Below are 26,127 nucleotides of genomic sequence, written 5' to 3'. Positions count from 1 at the left end.
ATTCTTGCCCATAAGAGCATTAAAGTAATGACTGAGTTTCATTAAAACCGAAACGAATATTCATGCACTGAACAGCTTGCGCAGCAGCACCTTTTAATAGGTTATCTTCTGTTCCAACTAAGATTAGATGTTCACCTTTCAAAGCAAAGCCAATATCACAAAATGGTGTTCCAACAACCGATTTTAGGGCTGGAACACCCTTATCATATAAACGCACAAGAGGTTTATCTTGATAAGCAGTTTTAAACGTTTGGCTAATTTGCTCAGCAGTTACACCGGGCTTCACTTTACAAGTAATCGTTGCCAGTATGCCACGGGCAAAATTACCTAAATGTGGCGTAAAAATAACCTCTCTGCCCAAATGTGTCGCAATTTCAGGTTGATGACGATGCGTGAAAATACCATAAGGCTGTAAGCTAACTTCACAAAAGCTATTCGCCATCGATGCTTTACGCCCTGCGCCCGATACACCACTTGTCGCATTAATAACTGGCCACATATCGTCATCAAGCAAATTAGCCTCAATCAGCGGTTTAAGCGCTAATTGAGACACTGTTGGGTAGCATCCGGGTACAGCAATAAGCTGTGCTTGGCTGATTTTTTCAGCTTGCCACTCAGCTAAACCGTAAACTGCTTGCATTAGCCACTCAGTATTTGTATGTTCAAAACCGTAATACTCAGGATAGAAAGCGGCATCTTGCACACGATAAGCACCCGAGAGGTCGAATACAACACAACCCGCCTCAAGAAATTGAGGGGCAATGTCATGGCTAACTTCATGGGCTGTTGCGAGGAAAACAACATCAATGCCCTGTGTCGCTGCGGCGACGTCTGTTAATGGCTGTACTGGAAGCTCAATAATGCCTTTATATTGAGGATATAACTCAGAAAAGCACTTACCTGCATCTGTACTTTGTGCGGAAACCATCAATCCTTGAAGATTAATTTCAGGATGACGTTGCAAATAAGCGGCTAATTCTGCGCCAGTATAGCCACTAGCCCCGATAATGAGTGCGTTCAACATAAGTATTCTACCTTGTACTCGTGACCCAAACAGTTTAATGTGTATTTTTATTCAAATAAAGTGCATGAATATTGATACTATTATGGATAAAGGCTGTCAACAGTGAATATTAAATTACCTGCATTTATTGAGATTTATCGTCAATTAATTGCCATTCCGTCGATTAGTGCGACTGATTCTCATCTTGATCAGAGCAATAAAGCCCTTATTGAGTTACTCGGCGGTTGGTTCGAAACACTCGGATTTTCTGTAAATATCCAACCCGTTCCCGATACACGAGATAAATATAATCTTCTCGCATCAATTGGTGAGGGAAATGGTGGGCTAATGTTATGTGGCCATACCGATACCGTTCCATTTGATGATGGGCGTTGGACAAGAAATCCATTTGAGTTAACTGAACACGATGGCAAGCTATATGGTTTAGGGACTGCGGATATGAAAGGCTTTTTTGCCTTTATTCTTGATGCATTACGTGATGTTGATTTAACTCAACTCAAACGCCCTCTTCATATATTAGCGACCGCAGATGAAGAAACCTCTATGGCTGGCGCTCGCTATTTTGCGGCAAGCACTGCGCTGCGCCCAGACTTTGCTATTATTGGTGAACCCACATCGCTACAACCAATACGTGCACATAAAGGCCATCTTTCCAATGCTATCCGTATTACGGGGCAATCGGGTCACTCAAGTGATCCTGACCGTGGTGTGAATGCTATCGACTTAATGCATGAATCTATTTCGCATCTCATGACACTGAGAACAACGTTAAGAGAGCGTTTTAATAATCCAGCGTTTGTCATTCCTTATCCTACGATGAACTTTGGTCATATTCATGGCGGTGATGCGGCAAACCGAATTTGTGGTTGCTGTGAATTACATATGGATATCCGCCCACTACCAGGTTTAACACTCCAAGATATCGATGACCTGCTAAATGAGGCATTAGAACCCGTTAAAGCTAGATGGCCAGGGCGTTTAGCGATTGAACCTATGCATCCGCCAATCCCCGGCTATGAATGTCCAACAGATCACAAAATGGTTGTGGTGATTGAGCAGTTGCTGGGGCAAAGAGCCGATACCGTTAATTACTGTACCGAAGCACCTTTTATTCAAGAATTGTGCCCAACGCTCGTTTTGGGGCCAGGCTCAATAGAACAAGCCCATCAGCCAGATGAATTTATCGATATGCAATTTATCGAGCCCACTCGCCAATTGATAAGTCAGATGGTCGAACACTTTTGTTTAACAGAATTACAAGCTGATTCAGCTAAATAACAATAACTTACTCTATTTATTTTTTCCAAGCGTAGCCCTTTATCAAGGGTTACGCTTTTTTATCATGAATTTTTTTCGTGTTGTGACTGAAAAAACATCAGTTATGTATTTCATTTAAGTGTTGACTCTCGATTAATATTCGGTAATCTCTATTTAGACGTCTAAACGTATAGATGCATAAATGGATTTAGTCATAAATAAATATAAAGTCACGAGGGTCAGGGTATGAGTTTCTTTCACGCAAATCAGCGCGAAGCGTTGAATCAAAATTTAGCTGAATTAGATGGACAAATTAATGTCTCTTTTGAGTTCTTCCCCCCTCGTTCTGAAGAGATGGAACAGACTTTATGGAAATCTATCGACAGGCTAAAAAATCTTAAACCAAAATTTGTCTCTGTCACTTACGGTGCGAACTCAGGTGAACGTGATCGAACCCATAGCATCATTAAAGATATTAAAGATAAAACAGGACTCATTGCCGCACCTCACCTCACTTGTATTGATGCCAGCCGTGATGAGTTAAGAGGAATTGCTCGCGATTATTGGAATAGCGGTATCCGCCATATTGTCGCATTGCGGGGTGATCTACCCGACAACAGCCGTAAACCTGACATGTATGCCACAGATTTAGTCGAATTACTCAAAGCTGAAGCTGATTTTGATATCTCAGTTGCCGCTTACCCAGAAGTCCATCCTGAAGCGAAAAGTGCTCAGGCTGACTTAATTAGCTTAAAAAAGAAAATTGAAGCCGGTGCTAACCGTGCAATTACCCAATTTTTCTTCGATGTAGAAAGCTATCTGCGTTTTCGTGACCGCTGTGTTTCAACCGGTATTGATGTTGAGATTGTCCCAGGCATTTTACCTGTATCCAATTTCCGTCAACTGGATCGATTTGCCAAAATGACTAACGTGCGTATTCCATCATGGATGAGCAGAATGTATGAAGGGTTAGATGACGACCCAGAAAGTCGTAACTTAGTCGGTGCTTCCATCGCAATGGACATGGTGAAAATTTTAAGTCGCGAAGGAGTGAAAGATTTCCACTTCTATACACTAAATCGTTCAGAACTCACTTATGCGATTTGCCATACTTTAGGTGTAAGACCTTAATCGTTTTAAGAGGCTGCTATAGCGCAGCCTCTACGCTTCCACTTTCAACGACCTATCTATATCCCATTCGTATTAGGAAGGTTAACTTGAATAAAGACAGGTTCTTTTTCATTTTTAAATTCTTCAAGTGTAAATTTTTGATAATTAAGATTGTTGTATCCTCTAAAATACAAAAGACCTCTTCGCAGATCCGTCAGTACTGTCCATACCGAGTATTCAGTAAGATATAATTTAAAAATGTCATCTTCCCCTAACATCGGATCAACTGAAGCATTTTTAGGTCGATCAAATTTATTCATGACATGCGCTAGTTCAACAATCTGAACGTCAGGATCTACAACCTGATGATAATAAGTAGAATAATAGACAGCGCGAACAAACCGCCCCACTGAAGTATCCGCATTTGGCACTGCAGCAAGTGCAATTCCACTATCCGGTTGACTGACTTTGATATTACCGAGGGTACTTGAAGAAACATCGATATTTGATAATTGTGTATAATTATTTAAGTTGGTTAAATGCCATGGAAATTCAGGGCCATTCGTCATACAACGTGTTGGATTATCATAAACCTTTAATTTGCCCTCAGAGACCTCGACCACAATACAGTCACCTGTTTTATCATAAAAAGCATAATGAAACGGACTTGGCATATTTCGCAGTAAGAGTAATTTCTGTGACCAAAAAGCCGTTTTGGGAATAACTAATTTCAGTTCCGCAACCGTCGCATACAAAGATAATGCCCATTCACCAATTGACGCGATAGGTACCGCTTTAGCATATTTTTTAGGATTAAGGGGGGCTAATTCAGAATCAGTGATCATATTCAAACTAAATGATAACCCAGCAGAATTAACGCCTTGTAATACATCTTTTGCCCCCGTAAAGCTGACTGCCGCCGTAATCGCTAAAAAAGGATATTTAACTTTATATTTTAAACCTTGTGTTCCATTAGGTGCCTGCCGCTGAAAAACATGATTCTTGGGATAATACGATAAAAGTGAAGCGGGTTCATCAGATGAAAACTCAAGAGTTCTACCATGATAAATATTGTTTTCTTTATCCGTAATTGCCAACGTTGTACAAGCAAAAGCATGATTATTCATGTTATTTCCCATTATTTAATTTATAGAACACGAAAATATAAATTAATGATCATTATCTTATAGCAATAATTCCCTCAGATGCTTTCAGGATATGATAATTTAACAACTATATTTACATATAATACATAACTCAAATTAGATCCAACATAAATATAAGATAATTTCAAATTAGTCATCATAAAAAGAACTAAAAAATATATAAACCATAGGTAAATGATAAATTAAATATTGTAACAATTAGGAAAAATATTGTTTTCAAGTAAATATCAAACAGAGCAATTAAGACTTAATAAATGACGAGTTATGATTTATTAGTCATAAATAGACACTAACATAACCACATGAATAACATGGTAAAATTTAAATTGAAATATAATTTCAATTTAATGTTATGATTTTTAAATAAAAAAACACAATCAATATTAGTATCGCAAATTAGTACTAATTTTAAGATATTGGTTTAATGACCATAATCAAATTAAGACATTTAAAATAAAATTTAATATTTGCTTTGTTAATATTAAATTTCTGTCTTATATTAAATGTAGAGCTTAATTCTCAAACGCAGTAATTAACATTTAGTTATTAAGGAAATTACAGATATGAGTAAAAAGTCATTAACACCGACCTATAGTGAGCTTGATGATGTATATTCATCATTTGATTTATCTCAATCATTACCCAAAACTCAATTTCCAGCGAAAGAAAGAGATCCACGCAATGTATTTAGCGCTGTACGCGATGAGCTAATGCTTGATGGAAATTCAAGACAAAATTTAGCGACATTTTGTCAAACTTGGGTTGATGATGAAATTCGCGAATTAATGGACTTATCTATCGATAAAAATATGATCGATAAAGATGAGTATCCGTAAACAGCCGAAATCGAAAATCGCTGTGTCCACATGTTAGCTGACCTTTGGCATTCGCCAGATGCAGAAAATACTCTCGGTTGCTCAACCATAGGGTCATCAGAAGCTGCAATGTTAGGTGGATTAGCCCTAAAATGGCAATGGCGTAAAAAACGCGCGGCACAAGGAAAACCTACCGATAAACCGAACTTAATTTGTGGACCGGTTCAGGTTTGTTGGCATAAATTTGCTCGCTATTTTGATGTCGAGCTCAGAGAGATCCCTCTTGAAGGCGAACGTCTCATCATGAACCCGGAAGAAGTTCTAAAGCGTGTTGATGAGAACACCATTGGCGTCGTACCCACTTTAGGTGTGACATTCACTTGCCAATATGAACCCGTTAAAGCCGTTCATGATGCCTTAGATAAACTGCAAAAAGACACTGGATTAGATATCCCTATCCACGTAGATGGTGCAAGTGGTGGTTTTCTTGCCCCGTTCTGTGCCCCCGACCTTGAATGGGATTTCCGCTTACCACGCGTCAAATCAATTAACTCTTCAGGCCACAAATTCGGTTTAGCTCCTCTTGGTGCGGGTTGGGTCATTTGGCGTGAAGCAACGGATTTACCAGAAGAACTGATATTCAATGTGAACTATTTAGGCGGTAACATGCCGACATTTGCCTTGAACTTCTCCCGCCCGGGTGGCCAAATTATCGCGCAATACTATAATTTCTTGCGTCTTGGTCGTGAGGGCTATGCAAAAATTCACAATGCGTGTTACGCAACTGCGCAATATCTTGCACGTGAAATCGAAAAATTAGGTCCTTTTGAAATGATTTTCGATGGCGACAGCCAAAAAGGGATCCCTGCAATTGCATGGAAACTCAAAAAAGGTGCCAAAGCTACAAATTATTCTTTATATGATATCGCAGATAAACTGCGCAGCCGTGGTTGGCAAGTGCCGGCCTATTCTATGCCTGCCAACCGTGAAGATCTCGTAGTTCAACGTATTTTAGTCCGTCACGGTGTCAGTTTAGATCTTGCCGCTTTGTTAATCGAAGATTTCAAACGTACTCTAGATTATTTCGATAAACACCCTGTTAGTAAACCGCTCTCTGAACAAGAAGGCGGCGGCTTCAATCATAGCTAATCAAATTGTCGATAATTAGGCCAAAGAGTCTTCATTGTTCTTTGGTCTAATTAAGTCTTAGTGTTGTACCGATTGATTTTGCTAAATACATTACAGGAGAACGTCTATGACGACGGCAACCACAGCTCCAGCAGCAAAACAGCTGAGTTTACTGGGCTTTTTTGCGATCACGGCCTCCATGGTTATGGCAGTGTATGAGTACCCAACATTTGCCACATCCGGTTTCAGTTTAGTTTTTTTCTTATTATTAGGTGGTTTGTTGTGGTTTATTCCAGTAGCGCTATGTGCTGCCGAAATGGCAACCGTAGAAGGCTGGGAAGAAGGGGGGATTTTCGCTTGGGTTTCCAATACATTAGGTGAACGATGGGGATTTGCAGCCATTTCTTTTGGCTATCTGCAAATCGCGGTCGGTTTTATTCCTATGCTTTATTTCGTACTCGGTGCGCTCTCTTATATTCTTAATTGGCCCGAGCTCAACACCGATCCCATCATTAAAACTATTGCTGCTTTAGTGATTTTATGGGCTTTAGCCTTTACCCAATTTGGTGGTACCAAATACACCGCGACGATCGCTAAAGTTGGCTTCTTTGCTGGTATCCTTTTACCTGCTCTCATTTTAGTTGGCTTAGCGATTAGTTATTTAGTGAGTGGTGCCCCACTTGCGATTGAAATAAGTGCAGCGACATTTATTCCTGACTTTACACAAATTGGGACATTAGTCGTTTTTGTTGCTTTTATCTTAAGTTATATGGGTGTAGAAGCCTCAGCAACACACGTTAATGAGATGAAAAATCCAGGTAGAGATTATCCTGCGGCGATGTTCTTGTTAATGATTGCAGCAATATGCCTTAGCTCGATTGGTGGTCTATCGGTTGCAGCGGTTATCCCTAATAGCGAAATAAATCTTTCTGCGGGTGTAGTCCAAACCTTTAATGTGCTCGTAACCCACTTCAATTCAACGCTTGAGTGGGCTGTTCGTATTATCGCAGCATTATTACTTTTAGGTGTGTTAGCCGAAATTGCATCATGGATTGTCGGTCCATCTCGCGGAATGTATGTCGCTGCACAAAAAGGTATTTTGCCGCAAAGTTTTGCAAAGGTGAATAAAAACGGCGTCCCTGTCACATTGGTTATTTCTCAGTTATTGATTACCACTGTGGCAATCATTGTGCTCACCAATACTGGCGGTGGCGGTAATATGTCGTTCCTAATTGCCTTAGCCCTAACAGTAGTCATTTATCTTTGTAGCTACTTCATGTTATTCCTCGGATATATGCATTTAGTTTGCAAACAATCTGAGAAAAAACGTGCGTTCAATATTCCTGGAGGTAAAGGCGTTAAGTTAGCGCTTGCATCTGCCGGTTTAATTATCTCGATTCTTGCATTTGTGGTTTCCTTCTTCCCACCAAGCTCTTTACCTGGTGCAGGAAGCGATAATACCTATGTCACATTACTCGCTGTCAGTTTTGTTATTATTTTCTTAGTTCCGTTTATCATCTATGCATTCCATGATAAACGCGGTAAAAAAACAGGCGTCTCAATGGTACATATCAAAACACATAATGCACCAGCCAATCATTTCTTTATTCACCCACGGGCGCGCTCTACCTATCATTTAGTTCATGATGATAAGCCAGCAGACGAGCCATCGAATAAAAAATAATTCGAGTCATAATGTGAAAAAGGCTGCCAATTGGCAGCCTTTTTTTAGACTCATCATCTCATTAATAACTAACCTGTATTACGCATACCTGCGGCAACACCTGCAATCGTCACCATAAGCGCTTGCTCAACTCGTGGATCAGCATGCTCTTGCTGACGAGAACGATGCAATAGCTCAGCTTGTAATACGTTAAGTGGATCAGTGTAGACATTACGTAGTGCAATAGACTCGGCAATCCAAGGTAAATCAGCCATCAAAGCTTCATCTTTAGAAACCGCCAGCACACTTTTAATATCTTCAGAAAGCTGATTACGCAACTTCAATCCTAAAGGCCACAAACGCTCATCAACCAAACGGTGATCATAATATTCCGCCAGCCATAAATCCGCTTTAGCGTATACCATTTCTAGCATTGCAATACGGGTATTGAAGAATGGCCACTGTTTCCACATTTCATCCAGAACCGCTTGTTTGCCTTCTTTTTCAATAACATGCTTCAACGCAGCTCCTGCGCCTAGCCATGCAGGTAACATAAGACGGTTTTGTGTCCATGCAAAAATCCATGGAATAGCACGTAACGTTTCAACACCACCGGTTGGGCGACGTTTTGCGGGCCTTGAACCCAATGGTAATTTCGCGAGTTCCAATTCAGGCGTTGCAGAACGGAAATAGGGAACAAAATCAGGTTGCTCACGAACATAGTCACGATACATATCACAAGATACATCAGACAAGGAATCCATCACCGATTTCCACTCATTCTTAGGCTCTGGTGGTGGTAATAAATTCGCTTCTAAAATCGCACTCGCATACATAGCAAGACTACTGATGGTAACTTGCGGTAGACCAAACTTAAAGCGGATCATCTCGCCCTGCTCAGTCACGCGTAAACCACCTTTGAGGCTTCCTGGCGGTTGAGATAGTAACGCTGAATGCGCAGGAGCACCACCACGACCAATGGTGCCACCACGTCCGTGGAATAAGGTTAATGTAACCCCTTCTTTTTCGCATAATTTAATCAATGCATCTTGTGCACGATACTGCGCCCAAGAAGCGGCCATCACGCCTGCATCTTTTGCAGAATCTGAATAACCAATCATCACCATTTGGCGATCGTCAATTAAGTCACGATACCAGTCGATGCTCAGCAATTTTTTCATCACACTTTCAGCATTATTTAAGTCATCCAGTGTTTCAAATAATGGCGCAACCGGTAATCTCACTGACGCGCCATTTTCTTTCAATAATAATTTTACGGCTAATACATCTGACGGGACTTTTGCCATTGAAATAACATAAGCGGCGACAGAGTCATTTTTGGATTTTGCAATAACACGACAGGTATCGAATACTTCTTGCGTTTCTTGGCTTGGCTGCCAATCTTGCGGTATTAATGGGCGAAGGGACTGTAGCTCAGCCAGTAGGAATTGTTGTTTTTCCTCTTCTGACCATTGTGCGTAATCGCCAAGTTCCAAATATTGTGTCAACTCTGAAAGTGCATCGGTGTGACGAGTGCTTTCTTGGCGTACATCAATGCGGACTAACTGTAACCCAAAGCTACGAATACGACGTAAGGTATCCAGCAATTGACCATTAGCAATGATCTTCATATTGCAGGCAATCAATGATTGATAGCATGCATATAGTGGGTCCCATAACTGTGCGTTATCCGTCAGTAAATCTGCCGGTGGAAGTACTTGCTCGCCTTTGACTCGACGTTCTAAATACTCCAATGTTGAGAATAATTGACTCCGCAAATTTTTGGCAATTTGACGATAAGGTTCATCGACATCATCGCCGCCAGCTAACGCACGCAGTTCTGGTGTGGCCTCTATCATCGATAGCTCAGAAACCAAAACTTGAATATCTTTCAAGAATAAATCAGCAGCTTTCCAGCGACTTAATAACAGAACTTCGCGGGTAACATCTGCCGTAACGTTTGGGTTACCATCACGGTCACCGCCCATCCACGAAGTAAAACGAATTGGGTTAGCTTCTACGGGTAAAACACGGCCAACGGATTCTTCTAGCTGTTCATTGAATTCACGTAAAAAGGCAGGAACGCCTTCCCACAATGAATTTTCGACCACAGCAAAACCCCATTTTGCTTCATCAATCGGGGTTGGACGAATTTTACGAATTTCATCGGTATGCCATGACTGGGCCACCAGTTGGCGCAAACGTCGCATAATGTTGTTGCGTTCATAATCGGCAATATCATCGTGATCGAGCTGAGCTAAGCAAGTATTTACTTCAACCAGTTTGTGGATCAAAGTACGACGTGCGATTTCAGTTGGATGCGCCGTCAGCACTAATTCGATGGACAGCTGTTCAACCGCTTTATGAATATCGGCATCAGTAAAGTTTTTATCTTTTAATCGACTAAACAGTTTTTTTAGTGCCACAGGGTTACTTGCTGCTTCACCATGAGGTGAAATGCTATGATATTGCTCAGCAACGTTAGTCAAATTTAAAAACTGATTAAATGCCCTTGCGACTGGTAATAATTCATCGTTAGAGAGGTTCTGCAAGGTGATAAGTAGTTGTTCTCGTTGAGCTTCATTACCTGCACGAGATGACTTAGACAGTTTACGAATAGATTCGACTTTATCGAGTATATCCTCACCTAAGGCTTCTTTAATTGTTTCGCCGAGTAGCTTACCCAGCATACTGACATTACTGCGCATTGCGGAATATTGCTGATTCATGGGACTCCTGACTTTGTGCTTCTGGCAGAATGCGATACCGAGTTATGTCACGGCTAACAAACTGCAACCAATTTCCTGTAACAAAATTTCAGCCGGCAGTGCTGGAGTTGTAGTTTTGTGATGCATGCCGCTAAATTTACCCTTAACACTATATTCATATCAGAAAAAAAACATTTTGGGGGATTTTTATGAAATTTAATTACAGTCTTATTTTTATTAATTTTTCTTATCTAAGTATTGTTTCAGCGCAATATATTGTCGATTCAGCACTTTTAAGACATGAATGTGGCTTAAGAATTAAATCATCAGAATAAAAAAATGGAAAAAAGAAAAATTCACTAAGAAATATAATCAGCATATTAATGCTGATGCAATGAATAAATATTAAATTACGCCTAAAATAATTCAAGATGCAAGTTAGTGGCAAATACTTGCTACAACCTGACATCTTGAAATATGTTAAATTTAATTTATAGCAATTGAGAAAGACGGTTTAGATCAGATTGAATAGCCCCTGCCGTAACGTCACGCCCTGCTCCTGGTCCGCGAATAACGAGAGGATTATCACGATACCAACGACTTTCAATCGCAAAAACATTATCGCCCGGTAATAAAGAAGCTAATGGATGCTCAGGTCTAACCGCTTCCACACCAACTTTAGCTTTACCTTTGACTGCATCAAAACGAGCGACATAACGCAATACCAGCCCCATTTCTTGAGCCGCTTCTAAGCGTTGCAACATCTGCTCGTTAATCACTGCGCTGTTTTCAAAAAAAGCATCTAACGAACCCGTGGCGGCTTGAGTAGGTACTAATGATTCAACACGAACTTCATCAGGTTCAATATCATAACCCGCTTCTCGCGCTAAAATAATCAGTTTACGCATGACATCTTGTCCAGATAAATCAATACGAGGATCTGGTTCTGTCAGCCCTTGCTGCCACGCTTGTTCGACGAGTTCACTAAAGGGTACCGAACCATCAAACTGTAAAAATAGCCATGAAAGCGTACCTGAAAAAATACCGCTAATGGACAGTATCGCGTCACCACTTTCTTTTAGATCTCGCACAGCATAGTTTATCGGTAGACCAGCACCAACGGTGGCATTGTATAACCAATGGCTCGATGTTTTAGTAAAGGCATCACGAATTTGACGATACTGCTGAGTAGGCGCCGCCCCAGCAATTTTATTTGCGCTAATAACGTGAAAACCATAGCTCGCAAAATCAACATAGCTATCAGCTAACGCATTACTTGCCGTGACATCTAATACAATTAAATCGTCGTAAGGATGTGCACGCATCCATAAAAAAAGATTGTCATCTTCATGTTCAATGGCTTCATCATCAAAAAATGCGAGCGCTCGGCTTGGATCAATACCTTGATAATTCAATAAACTACGACGGCTATCAACGACACCCGCTAAAACAAAATCAAAATCACTACGAGCCGAAATATTGTGTTGCTCAGTCGTAAAGAGTTCTAACCAGCGAGCACCAATATTCCCTTTACCAAACAAAACTAACCCAATACGCTTTTCTGCACGAAATAAGCTTTGATGCATTCCTTGAATAAGATGCTCAGTCTGATTAGTACGCAAAACGGCAACTAAGCTAATACCTTCTTCCGAGTGCCATATAAATTCAACTGGCTGACCTTTTAATTCTTCATAGAAACGATGACTATGTAGCGGTTTTTTACAGACACCGGCACCGACTAGCGCCACTAATGAAAAACCTTCACGTAAAGAAAGTGTACCCGGTAATGCGGCTTCTTCGAGTACATTCAAGGCGCTTTCGACAATTTCAGAGGTATAGCACAATTGCAGAATTGATCTATCATGGTGAATACCCCGTGCAAGAGGACGCAATTGTACACGTTTTAATAATAAGTCGATGTCCTTACAAATTTGATTAAAATCGCGCCCAGTTGCAATACGTAATTCAATTAAACAGACATCATCATGGCTAGTCACAATTTTAGCACCAGCCCCTGAGGCTAAAACACGCTCAATCTTAGTTGAGCCCTGTTCTGGCTGATAGCTGCATCTAAGTTGTAAATCAATTTGACTCACAGAGACAGGTTGCAACGTGCGAGTGTGAAGCACTGGAGCTGCAAGGCGCGCTAGCTCGCTCGCTTCATCAAGGCGTAACAGCGGTAATAGACACGCATCCTTAACTTTTCGCGGATCTGCACTGTAAACCCCTGCCACATCACTCCAAATAGTGACCTTAGCAACATCAGCCAAAGCACCCACCTGAGTTGCAGAGTAATCACTTCCGTTACGCCCAAGCAATACCGTTTCACCTTTCTGGTTACGTGAAATAAAGCCCGTTACGACGATACGATGATTAGGATATTGCACTAATTGCTGCTGCAATAGGGGTCTTGATTGTAATTCATCAACTTGAGGTTGAGCAGCTCTCTCTGCACGTAAAAATGTACGTGCATCCAACCATGAGCTTGCTATATCTTGATGTTCTAACACGGCTGACATTAAGCGTGCAGACCAAATTTCACCATGCCCAACCACCTCTGCATAGGATGCGTCATTAATGGGTTTATCGAGCAAGGCACTTAAATGTTCTAAATCTTCAATGAATAATTTATTCAGCTGGGTCGCTTTTATCTCAGGTAATAATTCACTAATCAAATCTTGTTGATAACGACGCAACGATTGTTGAACCTGATGAGCCGATATGCGGTCACTTTGACTTAATTTCAGCCAGTTAATCAGCTGATTTGTTGTACTTCCTGCAGCGGAGACAACCATTAAATCACCGGGCTGACTATAGTTAGCCATAATAGCGGCAACTCGCTGATAACACTTAGCATCAGCTAAACTACTTCCCCCAAATTTATGTAACTGCCGGTGACAAGGTGTCACCTCAACCGCTGTTAGTACACTCATCAAAAAAACTCCGCTAACGTTGTGCTGCAACCTTAAATGCATGATTTAAATCTGCAATTAAATCCTGAGGATCTTCTAAGCCGACAGAAATACGCAGTAAACTATCAGTAATACCTGCGGCAAAGCGCGCTTCAGGTGACATGCCGGCATGTGTCATGGTTGCCGTATGCGATATCAATGTTTCGACACCACCTAATGATTCAGCCAATGTGAACAAGGTTAATGCACCAAGAAAACGGCGCAATTGTGGTTCATCGCCATCAAATTCAAAACTTAGCATTGCACCAAAACCTTTTTGCTGCTTAACCGCAATATCATGGCCTGCGTGATCTTCTAATTCAGGATAATACAATTTACGCACTAAAGGCTGAGCTTTAAGATATTTTACGATTTCATGGGCATTTTGTTGCTGTTGTAAAATACGAGGAGAAAGGGTACGAATTCCTCTTAACAGCAAGTAACTATCAAATGCGCCACCCGTTACACCAATATTATTAGCCCACCACGCTAATTCTATTGCCCATTTCTCTTCTTTTGCAATCACTGCACCTGCAATAATATCTGAATGACCATTGAGATATTTTGTACAAGAATGCACAACAAAATCAGCCCCTAGCGCAATAGGTTGTTGTAAAATCGGACTAAGAAAGGTGTTATCCACGACCACTAACGCACCAGCCTCATGCGCTAACTGTGCAATATGTTGTATATCAAAAATACGCAATAATGGATTACTTGGCGTTTCGATGAGCACTAATTTAGGTTTTTTATCCAGTGCTGCCTGTAGTTCAACATCATTACTCTGATCCACAAATTGAACTTGATAAGCACCTTTTTGACTTTGGCTATTAAACAAACGATAGCTACCGCCATAGCAATCGTGGGGCGCGACAAGCAGATCCCCCGGCTGTAAAAAGACAGTACATAAAAGATGAATAGCAGACATTCCACTGTTCGTCATTACCGCTCCACTACCACCTTCCAGCTGCGCTAATGTTTTTTGTACAATATCACGTCCCGGATTACCTCTTCGTGAGTAATCATGAGCTCTCGGTTCATTAAAATCAGTAAAATTATAGGTACTGGATAAATAAATTGGCGGGACAACGCAGCCAAATTGCTGATCTTCATTTAATCCATTATGAATTGCGATAGTCGACGGTTGGTGTGCCATAAACGCTTCTCCTGATTGACGATAGCTCAAATCATACCCACTAGATGTTTGGACGTCAATATATCTAGACGTCTAAACCTCTTTACGTTTATATCAACTAATGAAATAATCAGCCCTAATTATTATGTGTAAATTGATTATCAATCACACAAAAAAACCTAGCTCATTCATTTCACAAATAAAATTGTGTTAAACTGAGTAAAGTGAATTCTAGCTTATGTGCTGAATTTGTACTGATTAGAGACTTATAACAAGTTTATCTGAAAAGTAATGCGCATATTATTTTTTATTATTAATGAATATATCCAAGGTAACTCATGGCTGAATGGAACGGTGAATATGTCAGTCCGTATGCTGAACATGGCAAAAAGAGTGAGCAGGTAAAAAAAATTACAGTATCAATCCCTTTAAAGGTACTGAAAATTTTAACCGATGAGCGCACTCGCCGTCAGATTAATAATCTACGTCATGCCACTAACAGTGAATTACTGTGTGAGGCGTTTTTGCATGCGTTCACCGGACAACCACTGCCAAATGATGAAGATTTACGCAAAGAGCGTAGTGATGAGATCCCAGAAGCGGCGAAAGATATCATGCGTGAGCTCGGTATTGACCCAGATACTTGGGAATACTAATCAGCTTCGTTATTTCGGTTGATCCCTCTGATTTCGTGCCATCCCTTTATTTGCAAAGTCTTAAAACTGCGCGATTAAAGAGGTGGCATTAATCTTTAATACCCACGTATAGATTACTCCTATTTATTCCTCTTTCAGAATTCCCCTCAGGTTTTATCGCTTGTATTTATCTACACTCTGCGACATCAGTTGATAACCTCTGTTAGCAACAAAAACAATGAAGGATTATGCAATGAATAAATACAATATGGCTTTTGTAAGCTTACTTGGTGGTGCTTTACTGATAACAGCAGGATGCGCATCCTCTCCTCGATATAGTCAGATCCAAGATCAAGATGTAGCCCAAGAATTATCAGAACCCGCGTCATCAGCAAAAAAACTAGGCACTAAATGGGGTGAAGATGTTGATTCGGCGGTCGTTACCGTTGCCGCAAGCCGCCTAACTGATAAACCTTATGACACTGCGGCCATTTACTATCGCGGTGAACGAGTACCAAGCAATGTCAGCACGTTATCCAAAGTTTCGTTATCGCCCGTCAATGTAAAAGTCGTAAATGAAAATGGAAGAACAATGCCTATGTATCGTAATAAACAAGGGCAATATATTCTGCCAGCTCAAGAAGGCCAACGTTATCAACTAATTATTGCTAATGCAGATAAAAATCGTACTTATGAAGTGGTGACAACGGTAGATGGTATTGATGTACTCAATGGTCGCGCAGGGTCTTATCAAAATAGTGGCTACTTAGTTCGCCCAAATAGTGAGTTAACTATTGAAGGCTTTCGCAAAAATAGCGATCAAGTTGCCGCCTTCCGTTTTGCAGCGCCAGAAGAGTCTTATGTGAATCAAAATGTACAAGGTGATGAACGCAACATTGGTGTTATTGGTGTGGCAATCTTTGAAGTCCGTGAAGAGTTACCTGATTGTGAAGCTAACCCATTCCCTGCGGATAACGGCTATGCACCAGCCCCTTGTCGTAAACGCTAACTAAAATAATCGGTTACCGTATCGAAATCTAAACAAATTGAAATAAAAAAAACCTGCTCAACATTAAATTGAACAGGTTTTCTTAACCGCATTATTTGAACTTTATTGAGGAACATATTTATTACTAAGTGCAATATGTTGTTCGCGCAATACCGTTCAATGCATCAAAAAAGGGAAACCAAGTTCCCCTTTTTTTACAGGCTAAATTACTTCTTAGCGCCTGGGATGCTGAAACGCTGGTTGAAGCGATCAACACGACCACCTGAAGCTACATCACGTTGCTTACCAGTATAGAACGGGTGGCAGTTACCACAAACGTCTAGGTTCAGCGAGTGACCTGCTGTTGAATTAACTTTCATAACGTTACCGCAAGAACAAGTTGCAGTAATTTCTTCGTATTTAGGGTGAATACCTTTTTTCATGGGAAAACCTCTTTAAGGCCGTGCCGCCATTCCAGCCCTAACGCCGGACACCACACGTCGTGTTGATTGAATTTAATGTATTGGTAAGTTTAATATGCTTAAACAAATAAATCATACCAAAGGCGGCGGATCATACAGAAAATCTGTTTACCGCGCAATGAAAAACAAATACTTTTTGTGTTATTCTAATCAACTAATTGATATATCATCGTATAAAAAACAGACGGAAATCCAGTTATGATCGTCGTTCAGGTGGCTTTACCTGTTCCTTTGAATCGCACATTTGATTATCGCTTGCCCGATAATATGCCACTTCCCGTTATTGGAAGCCGTGTAATGGTGCCCTTTGGCAAACGCCAAGCACTGGGCATTGTTATAAATCACAATGACAAAAGTGAATTTTCTGAGGATCAATTAAAAACCATCGACTCTACACTCGATTCACAAACACTGTTTCCCGATGACCTATGGCAACTGTTATTATGGTCTTCCCAATATTATCATTACCCTATTGGAGAAGTGCTCTTTCACGCGTTACCAACACTCTTACGCCAAGGTAAAGCGGCCGAATTCACACCGATTTGGCAATGGCAAGTTACCCCACAGGGTCTATCCGTTGATCTCAATGAACTCAAACGATCGCCCAAACAACAGCAAGCACTCGCCATATTGCGTCGTCACCCTGTGTATCGCCACCAAATTAGCGAACTCGATATCAGTGACAGCGCCTTGCCAGCATTAAAGAAAAAAGAGTATGTCGAACTTCATCCCGTACAGCCAGTCACAGAAAGATGGCAACCGCAATTTGCGGTTTGCGGTGAACGACTTCGTTTGAATAGTGAACAAGCTACCGCCGTGGGAGCAATTCGTTCACAAGATAATGAATTTTCCCCTTGGCTATTAGCGGGTATTACGGGGTCAGGTAAAACAGAAATTTATCTAAGCGTATTAGAAAATGTGTTAGCTCAGGGCAAACAAGCCCTTGTCCTTGTGCCTGAAATTGGATTAACGCCACAAACCATTAGCCGTTTTCGTGAACGCTTTAATGCACCAGTTGATGTCTTACACTCGGCGCTAAATGACAGTGAACGTTTAGCCGTTTGGCTACGGGCTAAGCAAGGAACAAATGCCATTATTATTGGGACTCGTTCTGCATTGTTCACACCATTTGCTGATTTGGGCATTATTATTATCGATGAAGAGCACGATAGCTCTTATAAACAACAAGATGGCTGGCGCTACCATGCACGGGATCTGGCTGTTTTTCGTGCCAAAAAAGATAATATCCCCATAATTATGGGCACAGCAACACCCTCTTTAGAAACCTTATGTAATGTACAACAAAACAAATATCGCCAATTAGACTTAACTATCCGAGCCGGAAATGCACGCCCTGCAACACAACATTTAATTGATTTAAAAGGACAACCCCTTAAACACGGTCTATCACATCTGCTAATTCAGCACATCAAAGCGCATTTAGCGAATAATAACCAAGTTATTTTATTTTTAAATCGACGAGGTTATTCTCCCGCCTTGATTTGTCACGAATGTGGATGGATAGCCGAATGTCAGCGTTGCGATCACTATTATACGCTCCATCAAAACTTTCATCAGTTGCGTTGCCACCATTGCGATAGCCAACGACCTGTTCCTCGACAATGTCCAGAGTGCGGTTCCACGCACCTTGTGCCTGTGGGTATGGGAACAGAGCAACTTGAAGAGGGTATTTCAGAGCTGTTCCCTGATACGCCAGTAACCCGTATCGACCGTGACACCACCAGCCGTAAAGGTGAGCTCGAGCAGCATTTAAATGAAGTCCATGCAGGTGGCGCTCGAATTTTAATTGGCACCCAGATGCTTGCTAAAGGCCACCACTTTCCCGATGTGACATTAGTTGCATTATTAGATGTTGATGGTGCACTCTTTTCCAGTGACTTCAGAGCTGCGGAACGGTTTGCTCAATTATATGTGCAAGTTTCAGGTCGTGCTGGACGAGCAGGCAAGCAAGGTGAAGTTTTTCTACAAACTCATCACCCTGAGCACCCATTATTGCTGACTTTACTTGAAAATGGCTATAACGCGTTTACGCATGAAGCCATGGAAGAGCGCCGCATTGCGATGTTGCCACCTTATACCAGTCATATATTAATCCGTTCAGAAGATCATAATAATCAGGATTCACGTAACTTTTTACAAAATGTTAGGCAATATATTTCTCAGCATCCACAAAGTGACTCGCGACTATGGATTTTAGGTCCTACACCTTCGATTCAAGCCAAACGAGGGGGACGTTTTCGTTGGCAGCTATTATTACAGCACCCATCACGCGGATACCTTCAACAATTTATGGCTCAGCTTTTACCTGAATTACTCAAACAGCCTGAAAGTCGTAAAGTAAAATGGAATATTGATGTAGACCCAACTGATGGTTAATCATAATGTATTTAATATCAGTAATGTATAAAGTACTTAAGTGGTATCGACACATTGAGCGGGTATTATTGATAAATTAACGTATTTAGTTATTTTTTAAATTTGCTAAATTGGTTAAATTTCACCCCACATAAATTTACCTTAAGTTTTTTCGCGTCAATTATTTTCAAAATTTGCGAAGCAGCTCTAAAAAATGACGTAAGTCACAAAATTTATGTAAACTAGGTAACAGATATTGTTGTGAAACCGATTAGAATGACCTCTAATCAGAAATAATGACGTGTTCGCGCCATTCATAAAAGCAATCGATTAAATAACCCTAAGGAAGGCGTTGTGGAAAATCAAACACACAATAACACAGCAACGATGAAAGATGTTGCAAGTGCAGCGGGTGTATCAACAGCAACAGTATCCAGAACATTAATGAACCCTGAAAAAGTTTCTCTGCAAACGCGTCAAAAAGTTGAGCAAGCTGTTATTGATGTTGGTTATTATCCACATAATCTGACCCGAAGCTTCAAACGCAATGAATCCAAAACAATTCTCGTGATCGTCCCCAATATTCGCGATCCTTTCTTTAGCGATGTGATCTGTGGGATTGAAGAGCTTGCGGCACAAGAAGGTTACTTTGTCTTAATTGGTGATTGCAAACATCAACAAAAACAAGAAAATGCTTTCATCAACTTGATTATCACTAAGCAAATCGATGGCATGATATTGTTAGGCTCTAATTTGCCATTTGATGTATCAACTGAAGAACAAAAAAATCTACCCCCTATCATTATGGCCAATGAGTTTGCGCCTGAGCTAAAACTTCCAACCGTACATATTGATAATTTAACAGCGGCATTTAATGCCACTCATTACCTTCAAAAACAAGGTCATAAACTCATTGCCTGTATTGCTGGGCCGGAAAATATGCCGCTGAGTCAATATCGTCTAGAAGGTTATAAAAAAGCCATGCTACGGACAGGTGAAAGACTGAGAGAGAATTATATTCTCAGAGCTGATTTCACCCACGAAGGTGGCGCTGAAGCAGTGAAGACGTTACTCTCACTTCCTCAACCACCAACGGCTATTTTTTGTCATAGTGATATCATGGCGATAGGGGCAATGTGGCAAGCAAAAAAAATGGGTTTAACCTTGCCAGATGACCTCTCCTTTGTAGGTTTCGATAATTTAGATCAAGCTAAATATACATTGCCTGCACTCACAACCATCAATCAGCCACGTACTGAAATTGGTCTTCAAGCAATGCAATTACTGCTTGAACAGATAAAAGGAAACGCTGTAATCGCAGGTTCACGCCTCCTAGATTCTGATTTAATCATCAGAGAGAGTACAAAAGCGCCTAAAAGCTAGGCAAAATCGTTCAGGTTAAGTAACATGTGAATCTAAATGACGACTAACGATTGATAAACTAGCGAATTAATAGCGTGGCACAAAAAGATTATGTAGCGCGAGGCCGAACATCTGCCCGCAAAAAAAGCAAAGGTAAATCGAAAAAAGCACAAGGACTACCAATCACCACGTTGGTTGTTGCTGTTGCTATTGTCGGGCTATTTGTCGGCGGTTTATTTTATATCACCCACAATAAAAAAGACGCGCCACAAACTAACAGTGCTGTGACTCCGCCACCAGCAGGTAGCACGCTACCACCAAAACCAGAAGAACGCTGGCGCTATATTAAAGAATTAGAGCGTCGTGGCGTTGATTCACCTAATATAGAACAGCCTAATACAACTGGTGCGGGCAATATCATTCGCCAATCTGATTTAACACCAGAACAGCGCCAATTGCTTGAGCAGATAGATTCAGATAGACGTCAGCCGGTCACTAATCTGCAAGAGGTTCCATTTAATGGCAAGCCTGTACCGCGTTCTCAGGTCATTATCAATGAGCCGACTAAGCCTATTGAACCACCCGTTCAAAGAAAACCCCTGATTCCGAGTGAACCAAAACCAGAAACACGACCCGTTGCCCCTATTTCGCAAGCTGAACCTGAAAAAAAATCAGAACCAAAACCAATTAATAATATGCAAAATATGATGGTGCAATGTGGTTCATTCCGCACCGCTGATCAGGCTGAGTCTGTTCGGGCGACACTCGCTTTTGCAGGTATTGAAAGCCGTGTAGCCGCTGGTGGCGGTTGGCATCGTATCGTACTGGGCCCGTATTCTAAGTCAACCGCAGAAAAAATGCGTGACCGTGCAGCCGGTGTCGGTGTTTCTGGTTGTATTCTTCGCGCGTCAGGGGGTTGAAAAACTTCCTCCCCCACCCCATCTAATGATCTAACGTACTCATGTGTGGGTGTTTTTGTTCTCAATAAATTTCAAGTGATAGTTAATCAACAACTATCACTTGAAATCTCTCTCTTGAAAATCAAAACCAACCGTACTCTTTTGTCATAAAATCAGGGGCTAACTCATGACAACAATCGTAAGTGTTCGCCGTAATGGCCAGGTCGTTATTGGTGGTGATGGACAGGCGACGATGGGTAATACCGTCATGAAAGGCAATGTCCGCAAAGTCCGTCGTTTGTATAATGATAAAGTTATTGCAGGATTTGCTGGCGGCACCGCAGACGCATTTACGCTTTTTGAGCTATTCGAACGTAAACTCGAATTGCATCAAGGGCATTTAACAAAAGCAGCCGTTGAATTAGCCAAAGATTGGCGTACAGACCGTATGTTACGCAAACTTGAAGCGCTACTCGCTGTTGCTGATGAACATACATCGCTCATCATCACAGGTAATGGGGATGTCGTTCAGCCAGAGAATGACTTAATTGCCATAGGCTCGGGTGGTCCATATGCACAATCCGCAGCTCGTGCACTATTAGAAAATACAGATTTAAGTGCCAAAGAAATCGCTGAAAAAGCACTCGCCATTGCGGGTGATATCTGTATTTACACCAACCATAATGTCAACTTTGAAGAAATCACTTCAAAATCATAAGGATTGCTAGCATGTCCGAAATGACTCCACGCGAAATTGTCAGCGAACTCGACAATTATATTATTGGTCAAAACAAGGCCAAACGTTCTGTTGCTATCGCGCTACGTAACCGCTGGCGCCGTATGCAGTTGAATGAAGCATTACGCCATGAAGTGACACCAAAAAATATTTTGATGATTGGTCCTACTGGTGTAGGTAAAACAGAAATTGCACGTCGCCTTGCAAAACTTGCCAATGCACCGTTCATCAAAGTTGAAGCCACTAAATTTACTGAAGTAGGCTATGTCGGTAAAGAAGTTGACTCTATCATTCGTGATTTGACCGATTCCGCGATAAAAATGGTGCGTCATCAATCTATCGAAAAAAATCGCTACCGTGCTGAAGAAATGGCAGAAGAGCGCATTCTTGATGTACTGATCCCGCCTGCAAAAAATAACTGGGGACAATCTGAGTCTGTTGATGAGCAATCACCAACTCGCCAAACTTTCCGTAAAAAATTACGTGAAGGTCAGTTAGACGACAAAGAAATTGAAATCGAAGTTTCAGCAAGCCCAATGGGTGTTGAAATCATGGCGCCTCCAGGCATGGAAGAGATGACCAACCAACTTCAATCAATGTTCCAAAATCTTGCAGGGCAAAAACAAAAACCACGCAAGATGAAAATCAAAGAAGCCTTCAAATTACTGATTGAAGAAGAAGCAGCAAAATTAGTCAATCCAGAAGAGCTAAAAGAGCAAGCCATCGAAGCGGTTGAGCAAAATGGTATCGTGTTTATCGATGAGTTCGATAAAATCTGTAAACGTGGTGGTCAAAGCTCAGGACCTGATGTGTCTCGTGAAGGCGTACAACGTGACTTACTACCATTAATTGAAGGCTGCACAGTTTCAACGAAACATGGCATGGTAAAAACTGACCATATCCTGTTTATTGCGTCTGGCGCTTTCCAAGTTTCTAGCCCATCAGATTTGATCCCTGAATTACAAGGTCGTTTACCGATTCGTGTTGAGCTACAAGCACTCACGACGGAAGACTTTGTTCGCATTCTAACTGAGCCGAGCGCTTCTTTGACTGAGCAATATAAAGCGCTGATGGCTACTGAAGGTGTGAATATTGAGTTCACTGAAGATGGAATTCGTAAAATTGCAGAATCTGCATGGCAAGTAAATGAATCCACTGAAAACATTGGTGCTCGCCGTCTTCACACTGTGTTAGAACGTTTAATGGAAGATATCTCTTTCGATGCAAGTGAAAGTAGTGGCCAGTCAATTCAAATTGACGCTAACTATGTGAAACAACACTTAGACGAATTAGTTGCAGACGAAGATCTGAGTAGATTTATTTTATAATCTTATTAATTATCCGGTTTTCATGTATCCTTAATAGACGTCATATAAAGTGCAGCAATAATTGCTGCACTTTTGACACTCTATATTCAATCCATCACACGAAAAACACCGATGTATTTCTCAGATGATGGGTTATTAAAATTATTAAGAACATTACCCTGAATAATTTAAGTTATCGCTAGACTGCAAATTAACGCAGCCAACAAAGCTGTAACTTGAACGATAAAGGGCATAAACCTGTGAAATGATTAAATGAGCTCATCACCAATTCCTATTAGCCGTAAACAGGCCTGGCTAGAAAGCTTGCGTCCCAAGACCCTTCCTCTCGGGGTTATTGCTATCATTACTGGCTCTGCACTAACCTATTTAACTGGTAATTTCAAATGGCCAGTCGCCCTTCTATCGATTATTACTGCTGGTTTGCTTCAAATTTTATCTAACCTTGCAAACGATTATGGGGATGCCATTAAAGGTTCCGATACGGCCGAACGCATAGGCCCTTTACGGGGTATGCAAAAAGGGGTAATTACCCAAGCAGATATGAAAAAAGCGCTAAAAATTAATATTATTGCCGCTTGTATCTCTGGCTTATTATTGATTTTTGTCGCTTGTGAAAAACCTGAAGATGCTATTGGCTTTTTAACGCTCGGTCTCATCGCTATCCTGGCAGCAATTACCTATACCGTAGGTAAAAAACCTTATGGTTATCTAGGTCTTGGAGACATCTCAGTCTTGGTTTTCTTTGGCTGGCTGAGTGTTATCGGCACTTTTTATCTGCAAGCAAATAGCTTCAATGTGATTACTATTTTACCCGCAACTGCTTGTGGACTACTTTCTGTCGCTGTTTTGAATATTAATAATATGCGCGATATCGAAAATGATATCAAAGCAGGAAAGAACACATTAGCGGTTCGCTTGGGCCCTCAAGGTGCAAGAATTTATCATACCATCATCATCCTTGCGGCCATTCTGTGCTTAGCCTTCTTCAATTTATTATATTTGCAAGGTTGGAGTGGCTGGCTGTTTTTACTTGCCGTTCCAATGCTGATGAATCATATACGCCGAGTCCTGATGGACCCAACGCCTGAAGGTATGCGTCCAATGTTAGTCAATATGGTCAAAGCGGCATTATTGACCAATGTGCTTTTTTCTATTGGCGTTGTAATGAGTAAATAGTGATTCACAGATAGCGATGAGCAAGTTGTACAATTATTTGCTGTTTTTTTGACTTTCCCACCTGTTTAGGGTGGGGAACTTTGCCAATCACTATTAAAAAGGGATATACTTAATTTCTCTTGCAGCAAAAAAAGATCTGAATCCTATGAAATATGATACTTCCGAACTCTGCGACATCTACCAAGAAAGCGTTAACGTGGTAGAACCTCTTTTTTCCAACTTTGGTGGACGTACTTCATTTGGCGGTCAAATTATTACAGTTAAATGCTTTGAAGATAATGGCATTCTGTATGATTTGCTGGAAGAAGACGGTAATGGTCGCATATTACTGGTTGATGGTGGCGGATCAGTCCGTAAGGCACTGATTGATGCTGAACTTGCAGAACTAGCGTTTAATAATAACTGGGAAGGTATTGTCGTCTACGGTGCAGTGCGTCAAGTCGATGCATTGATGGAACTAGACCTTGGTATCCAAGCTGTTGCTGCTGTCCCTGCTGGCTGCCCTGACGAAGGCGTCGGCGAAAGTGATATTCGAGTCAATTTTGGTAGTGTGACTTTCTTCTCTGGCGATTATCTGTACGCAGATAACACCGGTATGATTTTATCCGAAGAGCCACTTACTGCTCCCAACAGTGAAATTGACGAATTCGAAGATCCTATCAACGCATAATACGCATAGTCCCCTCAATAAATTCAATAAATAAGGGCAGATAGAATTCACTATCTGCCCTTATTTTTACAATTCAAAATACAAGCAGCCGGTAAACAAAGATAGCGGGCGGAACAGACAAAAGTCTGTAACTCAGGTTGCTGAACGCAACCAACACTCCTGTAAATCAAAGTATGACGAGTAAATTAAACTTCTTCCATCTTACCTAACAAAGTGCGCAGGCGTTCTTGCCACACTTGTTGTTCTTGTTTGTATTGCTCATTTTCACGCACCAGTAACTCAGTACCTGATTTTGCATTCTCTAATTCTTGGTTCAATGAACCATTTTTACTTTTCAATTCATCGATTTCCATCTGCAATAGTGTGATGGTGTCGATCGCTTGTTGAACTTTTGACTCTAGTTTTTCAAATACTTCAAATGACATGTTTTTAATCTCCCATATAAGCTTTTAACAGATTGTAAGTAGCATGATCCCCTGTGTCCAGTTCCTTACGTCTGATTCTATAGATTAGTGATT

Annotated in this window: 19 protein-coding genes and 1 pseudogene; 13 read left to right on the top strand and 7 right to left on the bottom strand. The window is 41.1% G+C overall.

The window, feature by feature from the left end; all coding sequences use genetic code 11:
* Window positions 1-19 precede the first annotated feature (19 nt).
* The gene (gene argC, locus ACTH6U_RS11545) at window positions 20-1,024 is read right to left on the bottom strand and encodes an N-acetyl-gamma-glutamyl-phosphate reductase (RefSeq protein ID WP_441832245.1); all 1,005 of its coding nucleotides are present in this window, start codon (window positions 1,022-1,024) and stop codon (window positions 20-22) included.
* 102 nt (window positions 1,025-1,126) lie between these two features.
* Between argC and argE the strand changes: the two genes are divergently transcribed.
* Entirely contained in the window at window positions 1,127-2,302 is a 1,176-nt protein-coding gene (gene argE / locus ACTH6U_RS11540; RefSeq protein ID WP_441832244.1) for an acetylornithine deacetylase, read from the top strand.
* A 225-nt stretch (window positions 2,303-2,527) separates the two neighbouring features.
* Window positions 2,528-3,412 carry a methylenetetrahydrofolate reductase gene (metF, locus tag ACTH6U_RS11535; RefSeq protein ID WP_294105198.1) on the top strand — a complete coding sequence of 295 codons (885 nt, stop codon included), beginning with the start codon at window positions 2,528-2,530 and terminating at the stop codon, window positions 3,410-3,412.
* 56 nt (window positions 3,413-3,468) lie between these two features.
* Here the strand turns inward: metF and ACTH6U_RS11530 are convergent, their stop codons facing one another.
* Entirely contained in the window at window positions 3,469-4,518 is a 1,050-nt protein-coding gene (locus ACTH6U_RS11530; RefSeq protein WP_441832243.1) for a linear amide C-N hydrolase, read from the bottom strand.
* A 602-nt stretch (window positions 4,519-5,120) separates the two neighbouring features.
* Between ACTH6U_RS11530 and ACTH6U_RS11525 the strand changes: the two are divergent.
* Both ACTH6U_RS11525 and gadC read left to right on the top strand, forming a co-directional pair.
* A pseudogene (locus ACTH6U_RS11525) lies at window positions 5,121-6,521 on the top strand (glutamate decarboxylase).
* Between the two features lie 106 nt (window positions 6,522-6,627).
* Entirely contained in the window at window positions 6,628-8,184 is a 1,557-nt protein-coding gene (gadC, locus tag ACTH6U_RS11520) for a glutamate:gamma-aminobutyrate antiporter (protein WP_294105190.1), read from the top strand.
* A gap of 68 nt (window positions 8,185-8,252) precedes the next feature.
* Here gadC and ppc read toward each other — a convergent pair whose 3' ends face one another.
* From ppc to metB, 3 genes are all read right to left on the bottom strand, one after another.
* Window positions 8,253-10,892 (bottom strand): phosphoenolpyruvate carboxylase, encoded by a 2,640-nt coding sequence (gene ppc, locus ACTH6U_RS11515; protein WP_294350746.1) that lies wholly within the window; start codon window positions 10,890-10,892, stop codon window positions 8,253-8,255.
* Window positions 10,893-11,362: 470 nt separating this feature from the next.
* Complete coding sequence (locus ACTH6U_RS11510) at window positions 11,363-13,804, bottom strand: bifunctional aspartate kinase/homoserine dehydrogenase II (protein ID WP_294105186.1); 2,442 nt, start codon at window positions 13,802-13,804, stop codon at window positions 11,363-11,365.
* Between the two features lie 13 nt (window positions 13,805-13,817).
* Window positions 13,818-14,978: a cystathionine gamma-synthase gene (gene metB, locus ACTH6U_RS11505; protein ID WP_294105185.1), complete on the bottom strand. Its 1,161-nt coding sequence runs from the start codon at window positions 14,976-14,978 to the stop codon at window positions 13,818-13,820.
* A gap of 317 nt (window positions 14,979-15,295) precedes the next feature.
* On the opposite strand from metB, the gene metJ reads away from it, so the two are divergent.
* On the top strand, window positions 15,296-15,613 hold the full coding sequence (metJ, locus tag ACTH6U_RS11500) for a met regulon transcriptional regulator MetJ (protein WP_294105183.1): 318 nt from the start codon (window positions 15,296-15,298) through the stop codon (window positions 15,611-15,613).
* A gap of 232 nt (window positions 15,614-15,845) precedes the next feature.
* Entirely contained in the window at window positions 15,846-16,601 is a 756-nt protein-coding gene (locus tag ACTH6U_RS11495; protein WP_441832242.1) for a hypothetical protein, read from the top strand.
* A gap of 206 nt (window positions 16,602-16,807) precedes the next feature.
* Here ACTH6U_RS11495 and rpmE read toward each other — a convergent pair whose 3' ends face one another.
* Complete coding sequence (rpmE, locus tag ACTH6U_RS11490) at window positions 16,808-17,023, bottom strand: 50S ribosomal protein L31 (RefSeq protein WP_068438214.1); 216 nt, start codon at window positions 17,021-17,023, stop codon at window positions 16,808-16,810.
* Between the two features lie 237 nt (window positions 17,024-17,260).
* On the opposite strand from rpmE, the gene priA reads away from it, so the two are divergent.
* The 7 genes from priA to rraA all read left to right on the top strand — a co-directional run bounded on the left by priA (window position 17,261) and on the right by rraA (window position 25,609).
* Window positions 17,261-19,459, top strand: a complete 2,199-nt coding sequence (gene priA, locus ACTH6U_RS11485) for a primosomal protein N' (RefSeq protein ID WP_441832241.1) — start codon at window positions 17,261-17,263, stop codon at window positions 19,457-19,459.
* 333 nt (window positions 19,460-19,792) lie between these two features.
* Entirely contained in the window at window positions 19,793-20,821 is a 1,029-nt protein-coding gene (cytR, locus tag ACTH6U_RS11480; protein WP_294105176.1) for a DNA-binding transcriptional regulator CytR, read from the top strand.
* A gap of 74 nt (window positions 20,822-20,895) precedes the next feature.
* The gene (gene ftsN / locus ACTH6U_RS11475) at window positions 20,896-21,720 is read left to right on the top strand and encodes a cell division protein FtsN (protein WP_336429745.1); all 825 of its coding nucleotides are present in this window, start codon (window positions 20,896-20,898) and stop codon (window positions 21,718-21,720) included.
* 166 nt (window positions 21,721-21,886) lie between these two features.
* A complete protein-coding gene (hslV, locus tag ACTH6U_RS11470) occupies window positions 21,887-22,417 on the top strand; it encodes an ATP-dependent protease subunit HslV (RefSeq protein ID WP_294105173.1) in 531 nt (176 codons plus the stop codon).
* Between the two features lie 11 nt (window positions 22,418-22,428).
* Entirely contained in the window at window positions 22,429-23,763 is a 1,335-nt protein-coding gene (gene hslU / locus ACTH6U_RS11465; RefSeq protein ID WP_294105171.1) for an HslU--HslV peptidase ATPase subunit, read from the top strand.
* A 252-nt stretch (window positions 23,764-24,015) separates the two neighbouring features.
* Window positions 24,016-24,939 carry a 1,4-dihydroxy-2-naphthoate polyprenyltransferase gene (locus tag ACTH6U_RS11460; RefSeq protein WP_294105170.1) on the top strand — a complete coding sequence of 308 codons (924 nt, stop codon included), beginning with the start codon at window positions 24,016-24,018 and terminating at the stop codon, window positions 24,937-24,939.
* 145 nt (window positions 24,940-25,084) lie between these two features.
* Window positions 25,085-25,609 (top strand): ribonuclease E activity regulator RraA, encoded by a 525-nt coding sequence (gene rraA, locus ACTH6U_RS11455; RefSeq protein WP_294105169.1) that lies wholly within the window; start codon window positions 25,085-25,087, stop codon window positions 25,607-25,609.
* Between the two features lie 185 nt (window positions 25,610-25,794).
* On the opposite strand, the gene zapB is transcribed toward rraA, so the two are convergent.
* On the bottom strand, window positions 25,795-26,034 hold the full coding sequence (gene zapB, locus ACTH6U_RS11450; RefSeq protein ID WP_294105166.1) for a cell division protein ZapB: 240 nt from the start codon (window positions 26,032-26,034) through the stop codon (window positions 25,795-25,797).
* Between the last annotated feature and the right edge of the window lie 93 nt (window positions 26,035-26,127).

It is taken from the genome of Providencia sp., assembly GCF_052096715.1.
Taxonomy (GTDB): domain Bacteria; phylum Pseudomonadota; class Gammaproteobacteria; order Enterobacterales; family Enterobacteriaceae; genus Providencia.
The sequence above is the reverse complement of the archived record's forward strand: the minus strand, read 5'-3'. Positions and strand labels throughout refer to the sequence as shown.

Excerpts from the sequence above, each read along its gene's own strand:
- argC (WP_441832245.1), bottom strand. The coding sequence starts at position 1,024 with ATGTTGAACGCACTCATTATCGGGGCTAGTGGCTATACTGGCGCAGAA.
- metF (WP_294105198.1), top strand. The coding sequence starts at position 2,528 with ATGAGTTTCTTTCACGCAAATCAGCGCGAAGCGTTGAATCAAAATTTA.
- ACTH6U_RS11530 (WP_441832243.1), bottom strand. The coding sequence starts at position 4,518 with ATGAATAATCATGCTTTTGCTTGTACAACGTTGGCAATTACGGATAAA.
- gadC (WP_294105190.1), top strand. The coding sequence starts at position 6,628 with ATGACGACGGCAACCACAGCTCCAGCAGCAAAACAGCTGAGTTTACTG.
- ppc (WP_294350746.1), bottom strand. The coding sequence starts at position 10,892 with ATGAATCAGCAATATTCCGCAATGCGCAGTAATGTCAGTATGCTGGGT.
- ACTH6U_RS11510 (WP_294105186.1), bottom strand. The coding sequence starts at position 13,804 with ATGAGTGTACTAACAGCGGTTGAGGTGACACCTTGTCACCGGCAGTTA.
- metB (WP_294105185.1), bottom strand. The coding sequence starts at position 14,978 with ATGGCACACCAACCGTCGACTATCGCAATTCATAATGGATTAAATGAA.
- metJ (WP_294105183.1), top strand. The coding sequence starts at position 15,296 with ATGGCTGAATGGAACGGTGAATATGTCAGTCCGTATGCTGAACATGGC.
- ACTH6U_RS11495 (WP_441832242.1), top strand. The coding sequence starts at position 15,846 with ATGAATAAATACAATATGGCTTTTGTAAGCTTACTTGGTGGTGCTTTA.
- rpmE (WP_068438214.1), bottom strand. The coding sequence starts at position 17,023 with ATGAAAAAAGGTATTCACCCTAAATACGAAGAAATTACTGCAACTTGT.
- priA (WP_441832241.1), top strand. The coding sequence starts at position 17,261 with ATGATCGTCGTTCAGGTGGCTTTACCTGTTCCTTTGAATCGCACATTT.
- hslV (WP_294105173.1), top strand. The coding sequence starts at position 21,887 with ATGACAACAATCGTAAGTGTTCGCCGTAATGGCCAGGTCGTTATTGGT.
- hslU (WP_294105171.1), top strand. The coding sequence starts at position 22,429 with ATGTCCGAAATGACTCCACGCGAAATTGTCAGCGAACTCGACAATTAT.
- ACTH6U_RS11460 (WP_294105170.1), top strand. The coding sequence starts at position 24,016 with ATGAGCTCATCACCAATTCCTATTAGCCGTAAACAGGCCTGGCTAGAA.
- rraA (WP_294105169.1), top strand. The coding sequence starts at position 25,085 with ATGAAATATGATACTTCCGAACTCTGCGACATCTACCAAGAAAGCGTT.
- zapB (WP_294105166.1), bottom strand. The coding sequence starts at position 26,034 with ATGTCATTTGAAGTATTTGAAAAACTAGAGTCAAAAGTTCAACAAGCG.